This window comes from Pseudomonas sp. Q1 (assembly GCF_009935975.1).
Classification (GTDB): domain Bacteria; phylum Pseudomonadota; class Gammaproteobacteria; order Pseudomonadales; family Pseudomonadaceae; genus Aquipseudomonas; species Aquipseudomonas palleroniana.
In genome coordinates this window covers 17,257-34,100 of record NZ_QODI01000029.1, presented here as the reverse complement: position 1 = coordinate 34,100, position 16,844 = coordinate 17,257, and the positions used below count along the sequence as shown (strand labels likewise).

The 16,844-nt window shown below is 61.0% G+C and carries 10 protein-coding genes and 1 pseudogene; 8 read left to right on the top strand and 3 right to left on the bottom strand.

Annotated features, from left to right (window positions below; genetic code table 11):
* Window positions 1-191, bottom strand: a pseudogene (locus tag DK870_RS28500) (ribonucleotide-diphosphate reductase subunit beta); the annotation flags it as partial.
* A 573-nt stretch (window positions 192-764) separates the two neighbouring features.
* Window positions 765-1,034, bottom strand: a complete 270-nt coding sequence (locus DK870_RS28495) for a DUF2790 domain-containing protein (protein WP_060757313.1) — start codon at window positions 1,032-1,034, stop codon at window positions 765-767.
* Between the two features lie 414 nt (window positions 1,035-1,448).
* Between DK870_RS28495 and acs the strand changes: the two genes are divergently transcribed.
* The 7 genes from acs (at window position 1,449) to argR (ending at window position 9,385) form a co-directional block, all read left to right on the top strand.
* On the top strand, window positions 1,449-3,404 hold the full coding sequence (gene acs / locus DK870_RS28490) for an acetate--CoA ligase (protein ID WP_060757314.1): 1,956 nt from the start codon (window positions 1,449-1,451) through the stop codon (window positions 3,402-3,404).
* 645 nt (window positions 3,405-4,049) lie between these two features.
* On the top strand, window positions 4,050-4,835 hold the full coding sequence (locus DK870_RS28485; protein WP_060757315.1) for an ABC transporter substrate-binding protein: 786 nt from the start codon (window positions 4,050-4,052) through the stop codon (window positions 4,833-4,835).
* A 91-nt stretch (window positions 4,836-4,926) separates the two neighbouring features.
* The gene (locus DK870_RS28480; protein WP_010208305.1) at window positions 4,927-5,616 is read left to right on the top strand and encodes an ABC transporter permease; all 690 of its coding nucleotides are present in this window, start codon (window positions 4,927-4,929) and stop codon (window positions 5,614-5,616) included.
* Window positions 5,613-6,311: an ABC transporter permease gene (locus tag DK870_RS28475; protein WP_161550355.1), complete on the top strand. Its 699-nt coding sequence runs from the start codon at window positions 5,613-5,615 to the stop codon at window positions 6,309-6,311. The genes DK870_RS28480 and DK870_RS28475 overlap by 4 nt, the downstream gene beginning before the upstream one ends.
* A gap of 1 nt (window position 6,312) precedes the next feature.
* A complete protein-coding gene (locus DK870_RS28470) occupies window positions 6,313-7,425 on the top strand; it encodes a succinylglutamate desuccinylase/aspartoacylase family protein (protein WP_161550354.1) in 1,113 nt (370 codons plus the stop codon).
* Between the two features lie 27 nt (window positions 7,426-7,452).
* Window positions 7,453-8,217 carry an ABC transporter ATP-binding protein gene (locus tag DK870_RS28465; protein ID WP_060757318.1) on the top strand — a complete coding sequence of 255 codons (765 nt, stop codon included), beginning with the start codon at window positions 7,453-7,455 and terminating at the stop codon, window positions 8,215-8,217.
* Between the two features lie 187 nt (window positions 8,218-8,404).
* A complete protein-coding gene (gene argR / locus DK870_RS28460) occupies window positions 8,405-9,385 on the top strand; it encodes a transcriptional regulator ArgR (RefSeq protein WP_060757319.1) in 981 nt (326 codons plus the stop codon).
* A gap of 33 nt (window positions 9,386-9,418) precedes the next feature.
* Here the strand turns inward: argR and DK870_RS28455 are convergent, their stop codons facing one another.
* Entirely contained in the window at window positions 9,419-15,292 is a 5,874-nt protein-coding gene (locus DK870_RS28455; RefSeq protein ID WP_161550353.1) for a dermonecrotic toxin domain-containing protein, read from the bottom strand.
* Between the two features lie 284 nt (window positions 15,293-15,576).
* Between DK870_RS28455 and DK870_RS28450 the strand changes: the two genes are divergently transcribed.
* Window positions 15,577-16,797 (top strand): aspartate aminotransferase family protein, encoded by a 1,221-nt coding sequence (locus tag DK870_RS28450; protein WP_060757321.1) that lies wholly within the window; start codon window positions 15,577-15,579, stop codon window positions 16,795-16,797.
* Window positions 16,798-16,844 lie beyond the last annotated feature (47 nt).

The following is a 16,844-nucleotide window of genomic DNA, read 5'->3' as shown; positions in this document are numbered from 1 at the left end:
TTGTCGAGGGCGGCCTTGGCGCGCACGATGGCGGCGGAGTCACTGGCGGTGACGGCGCGGGCTTCAACCGCGGCGGCAGCGCCGGCGCCGTCGAGGCGGTCCATGTTGGCTTCGGTGGCGTGGCCGGCGTTGGCGCCTTTGGCGGCGACTTCGCCGTCTTCTTCTTTGTCGAATTCGTCCCAGCTCAGCATGACGTGTCGTCTCCTGCGTGAGGGCTCAAAGTGCCCGTGTGAAACCGGATGGTTGGGTGTTCACACGGCCCAGAGGCCGCGGTGGATCTTAAGGAATCGTTTGTTGCAGCTAGCGCACGCATTAAACGCAATCAGGTGTTCGGGTGCTCTGCGTGAGGCTTGAGGCGTGGAGCGACAGATGCTTGCTCCAGGGGAGGCCTCAGGTCTGGCTCTTCATCCCTGTGTAAAGGGATATTGCAGGCCCGATTTACCCGCGCATTATAGGGAAAAATTCGGCTTTGTGTTGCGGCGGATGGTCACTTGGGGGCACCAAAATGCCGTGGTCTGCGGCCAAAGCGTGTGTTTGCAAGGCTTTGCCGGGATTGGATTTTTTTGACGGGCGGTGAGGGGCTTTTGTAAGCGGGGGCAGGTAGGGCAGGGTAGGGCTTTGTAAGGTGGGTGTGGCGGCTCAGGTCATCGGGAGCAAGTCCCCTCCCACAGGTTGATGGTGGTGCGGCAGCGATGGGTTCTTGGCCGCAAGAATGATTTCTTGCGGCGACCAAGATCCGGGATTGAATCTAATTAAAGAAGTTATTACCCGTTAGAGCAGCCGTTACCCATGACTTGATAGTTCAGAATGTGCCGTTGACCTTGCGAGTCTTCATATTCCATTTTTACCGGTACAACTTCACAGACTTCCGGGATATTGCTCATGGACAATACTTTTGCCACGTCCAAGTGGGTGCTGTAGGTGTAATCCTCAACAATGGGAGCATTCTGGCTGGCCAGTTCTGTCGGGGCCTCGTCGGCGAGGGCGGCGGTGGCGAACAAGCTGCTGAGAGCCATGACTGCGAACACTTTCATTTCTTCATTTACCTTCTTCAGGGCGAAAGGGGTCACGGGGCCCTTGTGAGGCCGCGTGTGTAACTTAAAAGTTGGAAGTTCGGATTAACGTTGCCTTCGTGGGGGCTGTTGCGTTGTTAATCACTGCTGTGTCGAGCACAGCGCCTTGGTTGGCGAAGTTGATTTTAGGCTTGCGGGTTATATTCATATACCCGTGGTTTTGATAAACACTTTTGGCGGTTTTTGTAACAATCCCGTGGTAAAGGTTTTTTCACAAACCGTGAAAGCGCCGCAGGGCGCGGGCCAGAGCGGCAAATCGGCATATCAGGGCAATTTGTAGGGGCTTGTTACTACCATCGTCGAATGGTTCTATAGACCGGCCCCGGCTAAAACAGGGGCCATACAAAAACAACGATTGTCACCGAGGTAAGAAAGATGAGTGCGGCTTCCCTGTACCCCGTTCGCCCCGAAGTAGCAGCCAATACGCTGACCGACGAGGCGACCTACAAGGCCATGTACCAGCAGTCGGTGGTCAACCCCGATGGCTTCTGGCGCGAGCAAGCCAAACGTCTTGACTGGGTCAAGCCTTTCACCGCGGTGAAGCAGACCTCTTTCGACGACCACCATGTCGACATCAAATGGTTTGCCGATGGCACCCTGAACGTTTCCTACAACTGCCTGGACCGTCACCTTGCCGAGCGTGGCGACCAGGCAGCGATCATCTGGGAGGGCGATGACCCTTCCGAGAGCCGCACCATCACCTACCGCGAGCTGCATGAACAAGTCTGCAAGTTCGCCAACGCCCTGCGCGGCCAGGATGTACACCGCGGCGACGTGGTGACTATCTATATGCCAATGATCCCCGAGGCCGTGGTCGCCATGCTGGCGTGTACCCGCATCGGTGCGATTCACTCGGTGGTCTTCGGCGGTTTCTCCCCGGAAGCCCTGGCCGGTCGCATTATCGACTGTCGCTCGAAGGTAGTGATCACTGCCGACGAAGGCATTCGTGCCGGTAAGAAGATTCCGCTGAAGGCCAACGTCGACGACGCCCTGACCAACCCGGAAACCAACAGCATCCAGAAGGTCATCGTGTGCAAGCGCACCAATGGCGCGATCAAGTGGAACCAGCATCGCGACATCTGGTACGAAGACCTGATGAAAGTGGCCGGCACCGTGTGTGCGCCCAAGGAGATGGGCGCCGAAGAAGCGCTGTTCATCCTCTACACCTCGGGTTCCACCGGCAAGCCGAAGGGCGTGCAGCACACCACCGGCGGCTACCTGCTCTACGCCGCCCTGACCCACGAGCGCGTGTTCGACTACCGCCCGGGTGAAATCTACTGGTGCACCGCCGACGTCGGCTGGGTTACGGGCCACACTTATATTGTCTATGGCCCGCTGGCCAATGGCGCGACCACCTTGCTGTTCGAAGGCGTGCCGAACTACCCGGACATTACCCGGGTGGGCAAGATCGTCGACAAGCACAAGGTCAACATCCTCTACACCGCGCCGACCGCAATCCGCGCCATGATGGCCTCCGGCACCGCGGCCTGCGAAGGTGTCGATGGCAGCAGCCTGCGCCTGCTCGGTTCGGTGGGTGAGCCGATCAACCCTGAAGCGTGGGACTGGTACTACAAGAACGTCGGCCAATCCCGTTGCCCGATTGTCGATACCTGGTGGCAAACCGAGACCGGCGCCACCCTGATGAGCCCGCTGCCGGGTGCCCACGCGCTCAAGCCGGGTTCGGCGGCGCGTCCGTTCTTTGGTGTGGTGCCGGCGTTGGTGGACAACCTGGGCAACATCATCGAGGGGGCTGCCGAAGGCAACCTGGTGATCCTCGATTCGTGGCCGGGCCAGGCGCGTACGCTGTACGGCGACCATGACCGTTTTGTCGACACCTACTTCAAGACCTTCCGTGGCATGTACTTCACCGGTGACGGCGCCCGTCGCGATGAAGACGGCTACTGGTGGATCACCGGGCGCGTGGATGACGTGTTGAACGTGTCCGGCCACCGCATGGGCACCGCCGAGATCGAAAGCGCCATGGTTGCCCACCCTAAAGTCGCGGAAGCGGCGGTAGTGGGTGTGCCCCATGACATCAAGGGGCAGGGCATCTACGTGTATGTCACCCTCAAGAATGGCGAAGAGCCGACTGAAGCGTTGCGCCTGGAGTTGAAAAACTGGGTGCGCAAGGAGATCGGGCCGATTGCATCGCCGGATGTGATCCAGTGGGCGCCAGGCTTGCCGAAGACGCGTTCAGGCAAAATCATGCGGCGTATCCTGCGCAAGATCGCCACGGCTGAGTATGACGGGCTGGGCGATATCTCCACGCTGGCGGATCCAGGCGTGGTGGCGCATTTGATTGAAACCCACAAGACCATGAACGCCGCGTAAGGCGAGGCAGGTTGGACAAAGCCCCATTCGGTGTGAGCCGAGTGGGGCTTTTTACATGGGTGGATCGTTCCCACGCTCTGCGTGGGAATGCAGCCCTGGACGCTCTGCGTCTGCTCTTGAGGGCGTGACGCGGAGCGTCACAGGAGGCGTTCCCACGCGGAGCGTGGGGACGATCGGGTGGAGTTCAATAAATATCGGTTTCTCTCGTAGGACGTTTCTGAATGTTACCGTCGCACCTGGATGTGTAACCTGCCGCCCAAACCTGGGGCAATGTGCTACGCCAATGCCCCGAAAAACCGCGTTTTAGACACCCCAGGAAATAAGATTAAACGCCAGACTTGCCGTGCTAGAAGGGTTTGCGAATAATAGGCCCGCAACTTGCAGCATCAACAGGTTTAATATCTTTTGTCTCTGCATAAAAAACAGAGGCTGTCAATGTGCTGGAACCGCTTTCTCGGTGCTTCTGTAAATTGTTGTCGCATTGAGGAAATATCGGCTTCCGGCCTGTCGTTAGAATGCCGATCACTCGCTCGTCGTCGCAGGTTTACACCGCGTAGGGCGCAGCACCGCTATTCGGTTTCACTTAAGTCGCATCGTGGGCCCTGGCTCATACTGCTTTTTGCCCTATACCGATGGAGTCCCAAGATGAAGAAACTTGTGCTGTTGGGCGCCCTGGCGCTGTCCGTGCTGTCCATGCAGGCCTTCGCTGATGAAAAGCCCCTGAAGATTGGTATCGAAGCGGCTTACCCTCCGTTTGCCTCGAAGGCGCCGGATGGCAACATCGTGGGTTTTGACTACGACATCGGCAACGCCCTGTGCGAAGAGATGAAGGTCAAGTGCGTGTGGGTCGAGCAAGAGTTCGACGGCCTGATCCCGGCATTGAAAGTGCGCAAGATCGACGCGATCCTGTCGTCCATGTCCATCACTGACGATCGCAAGAAGTCCGTGGACTTCACCAACCGCTACTACCTGAGCCCAGCGCAGCTGGTGATGAAGGAAGGCACCACGGTCAGCGACAGCCTGGATGAATTGAAAGGCAAGAAAATCGGCGTGCAACGCGGTTCGATCCACGATCGCTTCGCCAAGGAAGTCCTGGCCCCTAAAGGCGCCACGGTTGTGCCTTACAGCTCGCAGAACGAAATCTACCTGGACGTGGAAGCAGGTCGCCTCGACGGCACCGTGGCTGACGCCACCCTGCTGCAGGACGGCTTCCTGAAAACCCCGGCCGGTAAAGGCTACGCGTTCGTAGGCCCACAGTTCACCGACGCCAAGTACTTCGGCGACGGCATCGGCATCGCTGTACGCAAAGGCGACAAGGCCGAGCTGGACAAGATCAACGCGGCCATCGCAGCGATCCGTGCCAACGGCGAATACAAGAAAATCCAGGACAAATACTTCGACTTCGATATTTACGGCGCTGACCCTAAATAACTCGTCGCAGCTGTCTGTCCAGAATGGCGCAAGCAACAGAATTCCTGCGGTTTGCGCCATTTTTTCATCCCCCTTTTCGAGGACCTGAATCATGTTGAAAGGCTACGGGGCCGTCATCCTCGATGGCGCATGGTTGACGCTTCAGCTCGCCTTGTCGTCCATGGCCTTGGCCATTGTTCTGGGTCTGATCGGGGTCGCGTTGCGCCTGTCGCCGGTGCGCTGGTTGGCCTGGCTGGGTGACTTGTACTCTACGGTCATCCGTGGGATTCCCGACCTGGTGCTGATCCTGCTGATTTTCTACGGCGGTCAGGACCTGCTTAACCGCGTCGCGCCGATGCTCGGCTACGACGACTATATTGACTTGAACCCCTTGGCGGCCGGTATCGGCACCCTGGGCTTCATCTTTGGCGCCTACCTGTCGGAAACCTTCCGCGGTGCCTTCATGGCCATTCCCAAGGGGCAGGCCGAGGCCGGTCTGGCGTATGGCATGAGCAGCTTCCAGGTGTTTTTCCGGGTGATGGTGCCGCAGATGATCCGGCTGGCGATCCCCGGCTTCACCAACAACTGGCTGGTACTCACCAAGGCCACTGCGCTGATTTCGGTGGTGGGCCTGCAAGACATGATGTTCAAGGCCAAGCAGGCGGCAGACGCCACCCGCGAACCTTTTACCTTCTTCCTCGCAGTGGCGGCGATGTACCTGGTGATCACCAGCGTGTCGTTGCTGGCCTTGCGTCATCTTGAGAAGCGCTACTCGGTAGGCGTAAGGGCGGCTGATCTATGATCTTCGACTACAACGTCATCTGGGAGGCCATGCCGCTGTACCTCGGCGGTTTGGTCACCACCCTGAAATTGCTCGCCATCTCGCTGTTTTTCGGCCTGCTCGCCGCCTTGCCGCTGGGCTTGATGCGGGTGTCCAAGCAGCCGATCGTCAACGGCGCGGCGTGGCTCTACACCTATGTCATTCGCGGCACGCCCATGCTGGTGCAGCTGTTCCTGATCTACTACGGTCTGGCGCAGTTCGACGCCGTACGCGAAAGCTTCCTCTGGCCGCTGCTGTCCAGCGCCACGTTCTGCGCGTGCCTGGCGTTTGCGATCAACACCAGCGCCTACACTGCCGAAATCATCGCTGGCAGCCTCAAGGCCACGCCCAATGGCGAGATCGAAGCGGCCAAGGCCATGGGCATGTCGCGCTCTAAACTGTACCGCCGCATCCTGCTGCCGTCGGCCCTGCGTCGTGCACTGCCGCAGTACAGCAACGAAGTGATCATGATGCTGCAGACCACCAGCCTTGCGTCCATCGTCACGCTGATCGACATCACCGGTGCCGCGCGCACGGTGAACGCCCAGTTCTACCTGCCGTTCGAAGCCTATATCACGGCCGGCGCGTTCTACCTGTGCCTGACCTTCATCCTGGTGCGCCTGTTCAAGTTGGCCGAGCGCCGCTGGCTGAGCTACCTGGCTCCAAGGAAGCATTGAGATGGAACGTATCGATCACCTGTTGCCCTGGGGCCACCTGGGTTGCGAGCGCCAACTGAGCGTCTTCCGTTTCGGCAGCGGCGAGCGCAAGGCGTATATCCAGGCCAGCCTGCACGCCGACGAGTTGCCGGGCATGCGCGCCGCCTGGGAGTTGAAAAAGCGTCTCATCGAACTGGAGCGCCAGGGCGCCCTCAACGGTGTGATCGAGCTGGTGCCGGTGGCCAACCCGATGGGCCTGGGGCAACTGTTGCAAGGTGCTCACCAGGGCCGTTTCGAGGTGGGCAGCGGCAAGAATTTCAACCGCGATTTCGTCGAGTTGAGCGAGCCGGTCGCCGCTTTGCTCGCCGGCAAGCTGGGCGATGACCCTCACGCCAATGTGCGCATGATTCGCCAGGCGATGACCGATGCACTCGACGCCCTGCCGGCACCGAGCAGCCAGCTGCAAGGCATGCAGCGCCTCTTGCTCAGCCATGCCTGCACCGCCGATGTGGTCCTGGACCTGCACTGCGATGCGGAGGCGGCGTTGCACATGTATGCGCTGCCCCAACACTGGCCGCAGTGGCGTTCGTTGTCGGCGCACTTGAATGTGAAAGTCGGCCTGCTGGCCGAGGATTCCGGCGGCAGCTCGTTTGATGAAGCCTGTTCGCTGCCGTGGCTGCGCCTGTCCCGCTTGTTCCCTGAGGCGCAGATCCCGCTGGCGTGCCTGGCGACGACGCTGGAGCTGGGCGGCCAGGCCGATACCGGCCGTGACGAAGCCATCTTCCATGCCGAAGGCATCCTTGCGTTTCTCGCTGAACAGGGCCTGATCAAGGGGCAGTGGCCCGCGCCACAGTACGAACCGTGCGAAGGCGTGCCTTTCGAAGGCACCGAGTTGTTGTTTGCACCCCACGCCGGAGTGATCAGTTACCTGCGCAAAGCCGGCGACTGGGTGGAAACCGGCGAACCGATTTTTGAAGTGATTGATCCCCTGACCGACCGCGTGAGTATTGTTTGCGCGGGCACGTCCGGGGTGTTGTTTGCCGTTGAACGGCTACGTTATGCCCAAGCGGGTTTCTGGCTGGCCAAGGTGGCGGGGCGCGAAGCGCTGCGTCACGGGCGCTTGCTCAACGACTGACCACCTGTTTTTGTGAGAACCGACCGCATGTACAAACTTGAAGTCCAAGACCTGCATAAACGCTATGGCAGTCATGAAGTGCTCAAAGGTGTGTCCCTGGCCGCCGCGGCCGGTGATGTGATCAGCATCATCGGTTCCAGTGGTTCGGGCAAAAGTACCTTTTTGCGCTGCATCAACCTGCTCGAGCAACCCCACGCCGGCAAGATCCTGCTCAACAACGAAGAGCTGAAGCTGGTCGCCGGCAAGGACGGCGCCATGAAGGCCGCCGACCCCAAGCAACTGCAACGCATGCGTTCGCGCCTGTCCATGGTGTTCCAGCATTTCAACCTGTGGTCGCACATGACCGCCATTGAAAACGTGATGGAAGCGCCAGTGCACGTGCTGGGTGTGTCGAAGAAAGAAGCGCGTGAAAAGGCCGAGCACTACCTGGCCAAGGTGGGTGTGGGCCATCGCAAGGATGCATTCCCCGGCCACATGTCCGGCGGCGAGCAGCAGCGCGTGGCGATTGCCCGTGCCCTGGCGATGGAGCCGGAGGTGATGTTGTTTGACGAGCCGACGTCGGCGCTTGACCCGGAACTGGTCGGCGAAGTGCTCAAGGTGATGCAGGACCTGGCCCAGGAAGGCCGCACCATGGTGGTGGTGACTCACGAAATGGGCTTTGCTCGTGAAGTGTCGAACCAGTTGGTGTTCCTGCACAAAGGCATCGTCGAAGAATGCGGCAACCCGCGTGAGGTGTTGGTCAATCCGCAGTCGGAGCGTTTGCAGCAGTTCCTGTCCGGCAGCTTGAAATAGTTACCCTGTGGGAGGGGGCTTGCTCCCGATGGCGGTAAATCAGATACCAATCTGTTGGCTGACACACCGCCATCGGGAGCAAGCCCCCTCCCACATTGATCTTCATCAGTTTTTGAGATTTGTGTTCGTTTCCGGGCTAGCATTGGCCCTTGTCTTCATTATTGTTACTCGCTTCGGATAGCCTTCCATGACTGCCCATCGAATTGGTTTCCTGATCTGGCCCAGCACAAAAGCACTGACGCTGGCGCTGGCTGAGGAGGCCTTGCGTATTGCCCAACGGGTGCATCCGGACGTGGTCTACGAACTGTCGTTCCTGCACGCGGAACCGGCTGCCGACGGCGCCTGGCAATTGCCGGGCGAGGCTTGGGCGGGCAAGCTCGAAGGTTTCCAGAAGCTGTTCCTGCTGGCGGACGAGCCGCCGACGGTGATCGCCTCTCAACTGAGCACGGCGCTCAAGCAGCTTGTGCGCGCAGGCTGCGTGATCGGCGGCTTGTCGGCGGGTGTCTACCCGTTGGCCCAGCTCGGCCTGCTCGACGGTTACCGCGCTGCCGTGCATTGGCGCTGGCAGGATGATTTCGCCGAGCGCTTCCCCAAGGTCATCGCCACCAGCCATCTGTTCGACTGGGACCGCGACCGCCTGACCGCCTGTGGCGGCATGTCGGTGCTCGACCTGTTGCTGGCAGTGCTGGCCCGTGACCACGGCGCCGAACTGGCAGGCGCGGTGTCCGAGGAACTGGTGGTGGAGCGCATCCGCGAAGGCGGCGAGCGCCAGCGTATTCCACTGCAAAACCGCCTGGGCTCCAGCCATCCCAAGCTGACCCAGGCGGTTCTGTTGATGGAAGCCAATATCGAAGAACCGCTGACCACTGACGAAATTGCCCAGCACGTCTGCGTGTCGCGACGACAACTCGAACGCATCTTCAAGCAGTACCTCAATCGTGTCCCCAGCCAGTACTACCTGGAACTGCGCCTGAACAAGGCCCGCCAGATGCTCATGCAAACCAGCAAGTCGATCATCCAGATCGGCCTGTCGTGCGGCTTTTCCTCCGGGCCGCATTTCTCCAGCGCCTACCGCAACTTCTTTGGCGCGACCCCGCGTGAAGACCGCAACCAGCGTCGCAGCAGCAGCCCGTTCGAATTGTCCTCGGTACCGTCCGAACGCGGTTAAGCACGGCTCACCCTGGCTAGCCCGAAGAGGCGGTTATTCCTCCTGTGGCCGGGGCTGCGCGGGCGATAGTGGTGCGCCGGTTTCATCCAGCGTGGCCTGGGGCACATTGAAGTCAATGCCGGTACGTTGGTAATACTCGCGCAGGTACGCAAGGCTCTGTGCCGACAGCGGGTTGTTACTCAGGTCGCTGTCTTCATGAAACACCGTATCGGTCTCCAGCAAACCCGCGCCGATGTCTTCGATCTGGTTGCCGCTCAAGTCCAGCGTGTGCAACGCCTTGAGCTGGAAAACCCCCTCCGGCATCGCTTTGAGCCCGGCATTGCGCAGGTGCAGCGAGCTCAGGTTGTGCAAGCTGCTGACGTCTGGGGTTTCCCCCAGCGGGTTATCGCTCATGTCGACGAACTCCAGCGCCGCCAGGTCGTTGAAGGAGCGGGCTGACAACGGCGTCAGGCGGATGCCGCATTGGGTCAATTCCAGGCTGGCCAGCTTGGGCATGCTGAAGATCGGTTCGGGCAGGCTGCCCACCGGGCATTGGCTCAGTGCCAGGGTTTGCAGCGCCGGAAAACAGCGCAGCGTACCGTCAACCTGGGTGGTGGTGCCGTTGCCCGTCAATTCAAACCACGACACATGCTCGAACCGTGCATTCAGTGACGGCAGCTCTCCCATCACCGGGGTGTCGAGCAGTAATGAATGGGTGAATTCATCCACCAGGCTCTCTTCATCTTCCGCACTCTCGCGACGCCAGGCTTGCTCCACCAGCATTTTGAAATTATCGCGCAGCAACTGTTGGTGGGCGCGGGCAGCGTCATCGAGCGGGCTGTTGTCGACGGGATGGCGCTGTGGCACATCCAGCACCCATTGATCGAGGTCGGTATTGAGCTGGGCATACTCGGCTTCAAGGCGCGCCAGGGTCGGGGTGATCGCGTCCATATCGCCGGGCAGGCGGAAGATAAAACGGTCCGCTTCGCTTTCGACCAGCGTCGGGTATAGCTCTTGGAGGCGCACACGCTCGGCTTCGGGAGCCGTGGCATTGAAGGATTCCTGGGTGCGCTGGCAGTAACTCTTGATCTGCTCCAGGGTCACTTTGGATAACGGGTTGCCGGACAGGTCGAACGCGCTGGCGGCTTCGGCGCGCAGGGTGAAAGCCGCCGCCGGCATCTCGGTGATCTGGTTGTCGCTGAGGTTGACCGCGCTGCGCGGCACGTCGATGAGCAGGTCGGAGGGCACTTGCGTGAGGCCGACGTTTTTCAGCAGGACGCTGGACAGTGCCGGCATCGCCTTGAACTCCGGCAGTTGCCCTAGGTTGGGGTTTTGGCTGAGGTCCAGGTATTCCAGGCGGTTCATGTTTTGCAGGGCCGCACGGCTGGTGTCGCTGAGCTTGAGCGAGCAGTCCGGCAGGCCCAGGAAAGTCAGTGTTTCCAGCTCGAAGATACGCGGCGGGATGTCCTCCAGCGTCGCGTGTTCGATGTCGAGGATATCCAGGGCCGGAAAGCTTTGGAGAAACTCGCCGACGTCCATCGGGCCACCGTTGCCGTGCATGATCAACGAGCCTATGTGCTTGAACCGTGCACTCAGGCGCGGCAATTCACCGGCCAAGGTCTGGCTGATGTTGAGGGTGCGAACGTGGCGGGTTTCCTGGGCGGGTTCGCGGCGCCAGGCTTTTTCCAGCTGCACATGCAGCGCCATTCTGCGCGCCAGTTCCAGGGAGGTCAGGTCGGGGGCCTGTGACCAGGCGCCCAGCTCCTGCTGCAAGGTTTCCAGTTCTCCAGCCAGGCGCGCCAGCTCGCGTTTACCCGCCTCAATATCACCGGGGAGTGAATAGATGAAGCGTGTGGCTTCGTCCTTGTCCATCGACGGGTAAAGCCGTTGTGTATCTTGCAGGTCGACGGGCATAGCATCGACCTCCCAGAACGTGCCGTGGCGTTGGTAGTACTCCTTGACCTGCTCCAGGTTCGCCCGTGACAGCGGGTTGTCGGAAAGATCGTAGTGCACGCTGGCCTCAGGGGGCAGTTCGAACAGCGCGGCGGGTACGTCGCGGATCTGGTTGCCGTTCAACAGCGCGGCCTGCAGCTCCGGGCGGGTCAGCAAGCCGGGCGGCAGGCGATCGATACCGGTGTCGGCAAGGTCCAGGGCCACCAATTCCGGCATCGCCTCAACGCTGGGCGTCAGGCCCAGGGGATTGCCGTTGAGTGATAGCGTCTGCAAGTGACTCATGCTCGCCAGGCGGGCATGGCTGGCAGGCGTGAGGGTGATGTTGCAGTTGGACAGCACCAGGGTGTTGAGGTGAGGCAGGCTGCTGAGTTGAGGCGGCAGATCGTCCATGGGGATGTCTTTGACTTCCAGGTGCCGCAGCCGTGGAAACTGGTTGATAAAGGCGGTCACGCCTTGGGTGCCTTCGTTGCCGTTGATGGACAGCAACGACACATGTTCGAAGTTGGCACTCAGTGTGGGCAGCTCGCCGATGATCGGAAAATCCAGGCGCAACATATAGCCGTCCCGGCTCGGGTCTTCGAAGTAATCGTCGAGCTCGGTGCCTCGGCGCCAGCAACGCTTGAGTAATTGCGCGATGCGCTGGCGATTCTGGCGTTCGTAGGCTTGCTCGCGCGGCGTAAGCGCGGCACCGGTTTGCGGATGTTCGGTGGGCACCGTTTGCTGCCAGTTGTGCAGCTCGGTTTCCAATTGCTGATATTCCTCGGTGAGCGCCGTGAGCCGCACTGATGCACCGCCGGGCTGCCTTTGCAGGTGTTCGAGCAGGGCGCCGATCTGCTCGTCGCTCAACGCTGGATACAGTGCCCGGGCGCGCGGGTACAGCAGCGGGGCGTTCGGGCTTGGGGTATGTGCGCGATAACCATCGTCACTGCCAAGGTGCTTGAGGGTGTCGGTCGATGGCTCCTTGGGGGCGCCGCTGGCCAGGACCCGGCGTACTTCATTGCGTGCCAGTGGATGTCGACGCAAACGCTGCTGCAATTCGGCGCCCTGGTCAATCTGAATGCCCAGCGCCTCGCGCTGGCGATCGGGCAAGGCGTGCAGGATGGCGCTGTACAGGTCGGTTTCAGCGCACAGCGCTGTGTCGTCGTCATAGGCGACATAACGGCCGTTATCCCGGCGTACCAATGTGCGGCGCAACGGCGCGTCCTCGACGCCTACCTCGTTCCAGATCGAACCGCGGGGTGAATCATGGCGCGCCACCAGGCGCACCTGGTCCGACCAACCGGGCAGCAGCCGCAGAGCGTTCAGGGCCAGGCGGTCGCTGTCGATGGTCTGCACGCTGTCCAGTTGCTGGCCTTCGTAGGCGCGGGTCACGCGTACCTCGTCCAGCGCCGCACGAGCCAGGTCGGCCAGGCGTGGCGGGACACGGCGGGCGTCCAGTTGGGCAAGTTCCGCGCCGCTGGCCTGGCGCAGCAGGTGGTGGGCGACGCTGGCGGGCAGGTCGGGCGAGGTGTCCAGGATGCGCTGGGCCGCTGGGTGGTTGGCGGTCTGCGAGGGGCCGTAACGTGATTCGAACAGCGATGCACGCTTGCGCTCGGCGATATCGGCGAGGGCTTTGCGCAGGTGTCGGGTGCGGGCCTCCAGGCTCAATTGTGGGTCGCCGGTGCGTTCGCCGAACTGGCGGCTGAGTTCCTCGGGGCTCAGGGCCTGCAATACGGTTTTGAGCCAGTCACCATTTTGCAGTTGCGCTTCGTGAATCTGCACCAGCGGCTGATCGCTTTCACCCATCTGCCAGACCACTTCGTTGCGGGCGTTCAGCAGTTGCAGAGTCTTGTCCTTGGGCCAGTAACCGAAGCTGGTCATCAAGTGCAGTTGCTCTTGAGGGTCGATGGCGTTGTACTGCGCCGGGTCATCGCTGCGCAGGCGCTGGATCAACTGTTGGATCTCACGGTCGATGCGCAGCCGCACCAGGGTGTCCTCAAGCATCGGCGGGATGGGCTCGCTGTTGTGATGCATCTTGCGCAGGGTGTCTTCGCTGACACCACTGATGCGCAAGGCTTGCTCACAGTCGGTTTCGCTCAAGCCTTGCGCAATGGGGCCGAGGCGCCGCAACAGAGTCTTGCGATCCCATGCCAGGGGCTGTTCGAGTTCGGTGTGCCATGCCCCGGACCCGTTGTGCCGCAGCCTGGGGCGATAGGCGTCGGCGCGGGTCGGGTGTTTGATTGCGTAATGGCCGTCGTCGGCGGGCTCGACCTTATAGTGCCGGCCCTCCAGGGGCAGCACTGACTCACCGCGCACAGGGTACAGGCCTTTTTCATCGGTGCTCAGCGTCGGGGCGATGTCGAGGTGTTGCTGGTACGGGCCGAGGTCTGGTTGCCAGTAGCGCTGGCTACGATCAGCCAGGCTCACGGGTTTGAAGCGCTCGATGAAGGCCCGTTGTTCGGCCGATAACAGTTTGTCCATCGCGATGCCGGCGAGGCTGCTACCCGCTGCAAATACGCCCAATTGCGCAATGGATTGCACCACGTTGACCAGGTGGGTGAGCGCTTCGTCCGTCAGCCCTTCGGCCCAGTCGATCACGCCTTCGAAGACGTCCGTGAGCAGTTGATAGGCCATGTACCCCATCATCAATTCGCTCAGCCCGGGAATGAACGGCGTGACCACCAGCAGTGCGACGTTGAGAATCGTTGAGGCGATATCCACGAAGGAGTCCCACAAGGCCCAGCGTGCCTGGCTGTCGGCGTTGGCGGTGGAGACGGCCTGGGAGCGTGCGTCATTGAGGATCTTGTTGAGTTTCTGCCGATACAGATAACGCCAAGGCTCGTCGGGAATGGGCGTTGCGACAAATTGCAGTTTGGGGTCGAGGGTGGGTTCTTTGCGCCACATGCCATGCTTGGCGCCGGGTTCCGGTGGGTGCCAGTTTATGCTCGACAGACGCTGGCTCAGGCCGGAGAAAAAAACACCGAGACGCTCATGGGGCACAAAGCGGCTGAAGAACAGTTGGTAGTCCTCGTTACGCAGTTGGCGGGTCAGCTCGCGTTTGAACTCCAGGGGCGAGGTGTATTCCTTGAGTGGGTGCTGCGGATCGTCCGGCACGTAGGCGACGATCCGTTGTGAGCTGCGCGCCTGCTCCAGGTCCGGAGCGAACAGCAGGATGCCGCACAGTGGCGTCTGCAACAGGGTGAACGTATGGCAGAGCACCGGCAGTTGCCCAAGGCTCAGGCGCGGGGCGCCTTCGAGCATGGCGCTGATCACCTGGGCGAAGTCCGGCTTGATGTCGCCGCGGATGTTCGCCAGTTGCAGTGCGGCGCGCAAGGCTGCGCGCTGGCTGGTATCGACTTTCAGCGCCAGGCTGTTGCCGGCGCTCGGAGTGTTCAACCCCAGCGCGTTGCGCAGGTGGTGCGCGTACGTGGCACCGAGGTTCAACTCGCGGCACAGGCGTACAAACGCGTTGATCGACATGACGTCGCGGATATGGGGCAGGGTGGTGAACTGGCCGGTGGCCGAGGGGCGGCTGATAAATGTCGAGTCGGGCTCGTAGAAACCTGCATCTGCTTCCTTGTAATCGAAGTTATGCAGCGCTGCATCGAGCAGTGACACCGTCCAGGTGCGCGCCGCTCCAGAGCGGATCGCAAACCAGGGAATGGTCAGCGGGATATAGAGGCGGATGAACACCTCATCGACGTCCAGGTTCAGCGCGAAGCGTTGACGCAGCAGGTTTTGCAGCAGGGGCCTGGCGTAGGCCTTGGGATCTCGCAGGTTTTTCAGCGCGTCATCGACGGTGTTCTGTGCGCGCCAATGGTGGGCAGTGGCTTGTTTGAACAAGGCTTGTTGTCGGGCTGTGGCCGCCTGCAAGGGTTTGCCCAGGTGCGGCTTGGCTTGGCGCAGAGCCTGATGTTTGGCCGCGCTCGCCTGGCCCAGCCACTGGGGCATAGCATTTTTCAGGCGTTCGTAATGGCTCTCGGGAGGAGTACTCATGGGGCGAATCTCTTGGTGCCATGGAAAGGGCACCAGTAAATCAGCCGGTGTGGAGCACTTGGCCCTAGATAATTAGAGCGGCCATTGACCCTGACGCAAACACGCCGGGCGGTTTAAACTGCGCCATTGCGACGCTATTTGTCGCATTGAGGTAAACCCTCGAAAATCGGGGGTTGGCGCTATAAGAAGTTGTCGCTTGGCGACAAGGCCCTACTGAAAACTGTCCTTACAATCCCTGCATCGCCCGCCAGTTTCAGGCAGGCGTTCCTCTTCAGGAGACTCCGATGTCCGTTGAGCAAGCCCCGGTGCAACGTGCCGATTTCGACCAGGTCATGGTGCCTAACTACGCACCGGCCGCATTCATTCCTGTGCGTGGCGAAGGTTCGCGCGTGTGGGACCAGGCGGGTCGCGAGCTGATCGACTTTGCCGGTGGCATCGCGGTCAACGTATTGGGCCACGCCCACCCGGCGCTGGTCGGTGCGCTGACCGAACAGGCCAACAAGCTGTGGCACGTCTCCAACGTTTTCACCAATGAGCCGGCCCTGCGCCTGGCGCATAAGTTGATCGATGCCACCTTTGCCGAGCGCGTGTTCTTCTGCAACTCCGGCGCCGAGGCCAACGAGGCCGCGTTCAAGCTGGCACGTCGCGTCGCGTTCGACCGGTTCGGCAGCGAAAAATACGAGATCATCGCTGCGCTGAACAGCTTCCACGGCCGTACCCTGTTCACGGTCAACGTCGGTGGCCAGTCCAAGTACTCCGATGGTTTCGGCCCCAAGATCACCGGCATCACCCACGTGCCTTACAACGACCTGGCCGCGCTGAAAGCCGCTGTTTCGGACAAGACCTGCGCCGTGGTGCTGGAACCGGTCCAGGGCGAAGGCGGCGTATTGCCGGCCGAGCTGGCTTACCTGCAAGGCGCACGCGAGTTGTGCGACGCGCACAACGCACTGCTGGTCTTCGACGAAGTGCAAACCGGCATGGGCCGCAGCGGCCATCTGTTCGCTTACCAGCATTACGGCGTGACGCCGGACATCCTCTCCAGCGCCAAGAGCCTGGGCGGAGGGTTCCCGATCGCGGCGATGCTCACCACCGAAGCGCTGGCCAAGCATCTGGTGGTCGGTACCCACGGCACCACCTACGGCGGCAACCCGCTGGCGTGCGCAGTGGCGGAAGCGGTGATCGATGTGATCAACACCCCGCAAGTGCTGGCCGGTGTGAACGCCAAGCATGCGCTGTTCAAGGCACGCCTGGAGCAGATCGGCAAGCAGTACGGCATCTTCACCGAAGTGCGTGGCATGGGCCTGCTGCTCGGTTGCGTACTGAGTGAGGCTTTCAAGGGCAAGGCCAAGGACGTGTTCAACGCGGCCGAGAAAGAAAACCTGATGATCCTGCAAGCTGGCCCTGACGTAGTGCGTTTCGCCCCGAGCCTGGTGGTGGAAGACGCCGACATCCAGGAAGGCCTGGATCGTTTCGAGCGTGCGGTAAAAACACTGACCCAAGGCTGATTGGCTGAACCGGAGCCAATGTGGGAGGGGGCGAACTCCTCCCACCG

Coding starts and splice junctions, on each gene's coding strand:
- DK870_RS28495 (WP_060757313.1), bottom strand. CDS start 1,034: ATGAAAGTGTTCGCAGTCATGGCTCTCAGCAGCTTGTTCGCCACCGCC.
- acs (WP_060757314.1), top strand. CDS start 1,449: ATGAGTGCGGCTTCCCTGTACCCCGTTCGCCCCGAAGTAGCAGCCAAT.
- DK870_RS28485 (WP_060757315.1), top strand. CDS start 4,050: ATGAAGAAACTTGTGCTGTTGGGCGCCCTGGCGCTGTCCGTGCTGTCC.
- DK870_RS28480 (WP_010208305.1), top strand. CDS start 4,927: ATGTTGAAAGGCTACGGGGCCGTCATCCTCGATGGCGCATGGTTGACG.
- DK870_RS28475 (WP_161550355.1), top strand. CDS start 5,613: ATGATCTTCGACTACAACGTCATCTGGGAGGCCATGCCGCTGTACCTC.
- DK870_RS28470 (WP_161550354.1), top strand. CDS start 6,313: ATGGAACGTATCGATCACCTGTTGCCCTGGGGCCACCTGGGTTGCGAG.
- DK870_RS28465 (WP_060757318.1), top strand. CDS start 7,453: ATGTACAAACTTGAAGTCCAAGACCTGCATAAACGCTATGGCAGTCAT.
- argR (WP_060757319.1), top strand. CDS start 8,405: ATGACTGCCCATCGAATTGGTTTCCTGATCTGGCCCAGCACAAAAGCA.
- DK870_RS28455 (WP_161550353.1), bottom strand. CDS start 15,292: ATGAGTACTCCTCCCGAGAGCCATTACGAACGCCTGAAAAATGCTATG.
- DK870_RS28450 (WP_060757321.1), top strand. CDS start 15,577: ATGTCCGTTGAGCAAGCCCCGGTGCAACGTGCCGATTTCGACCAGGTC.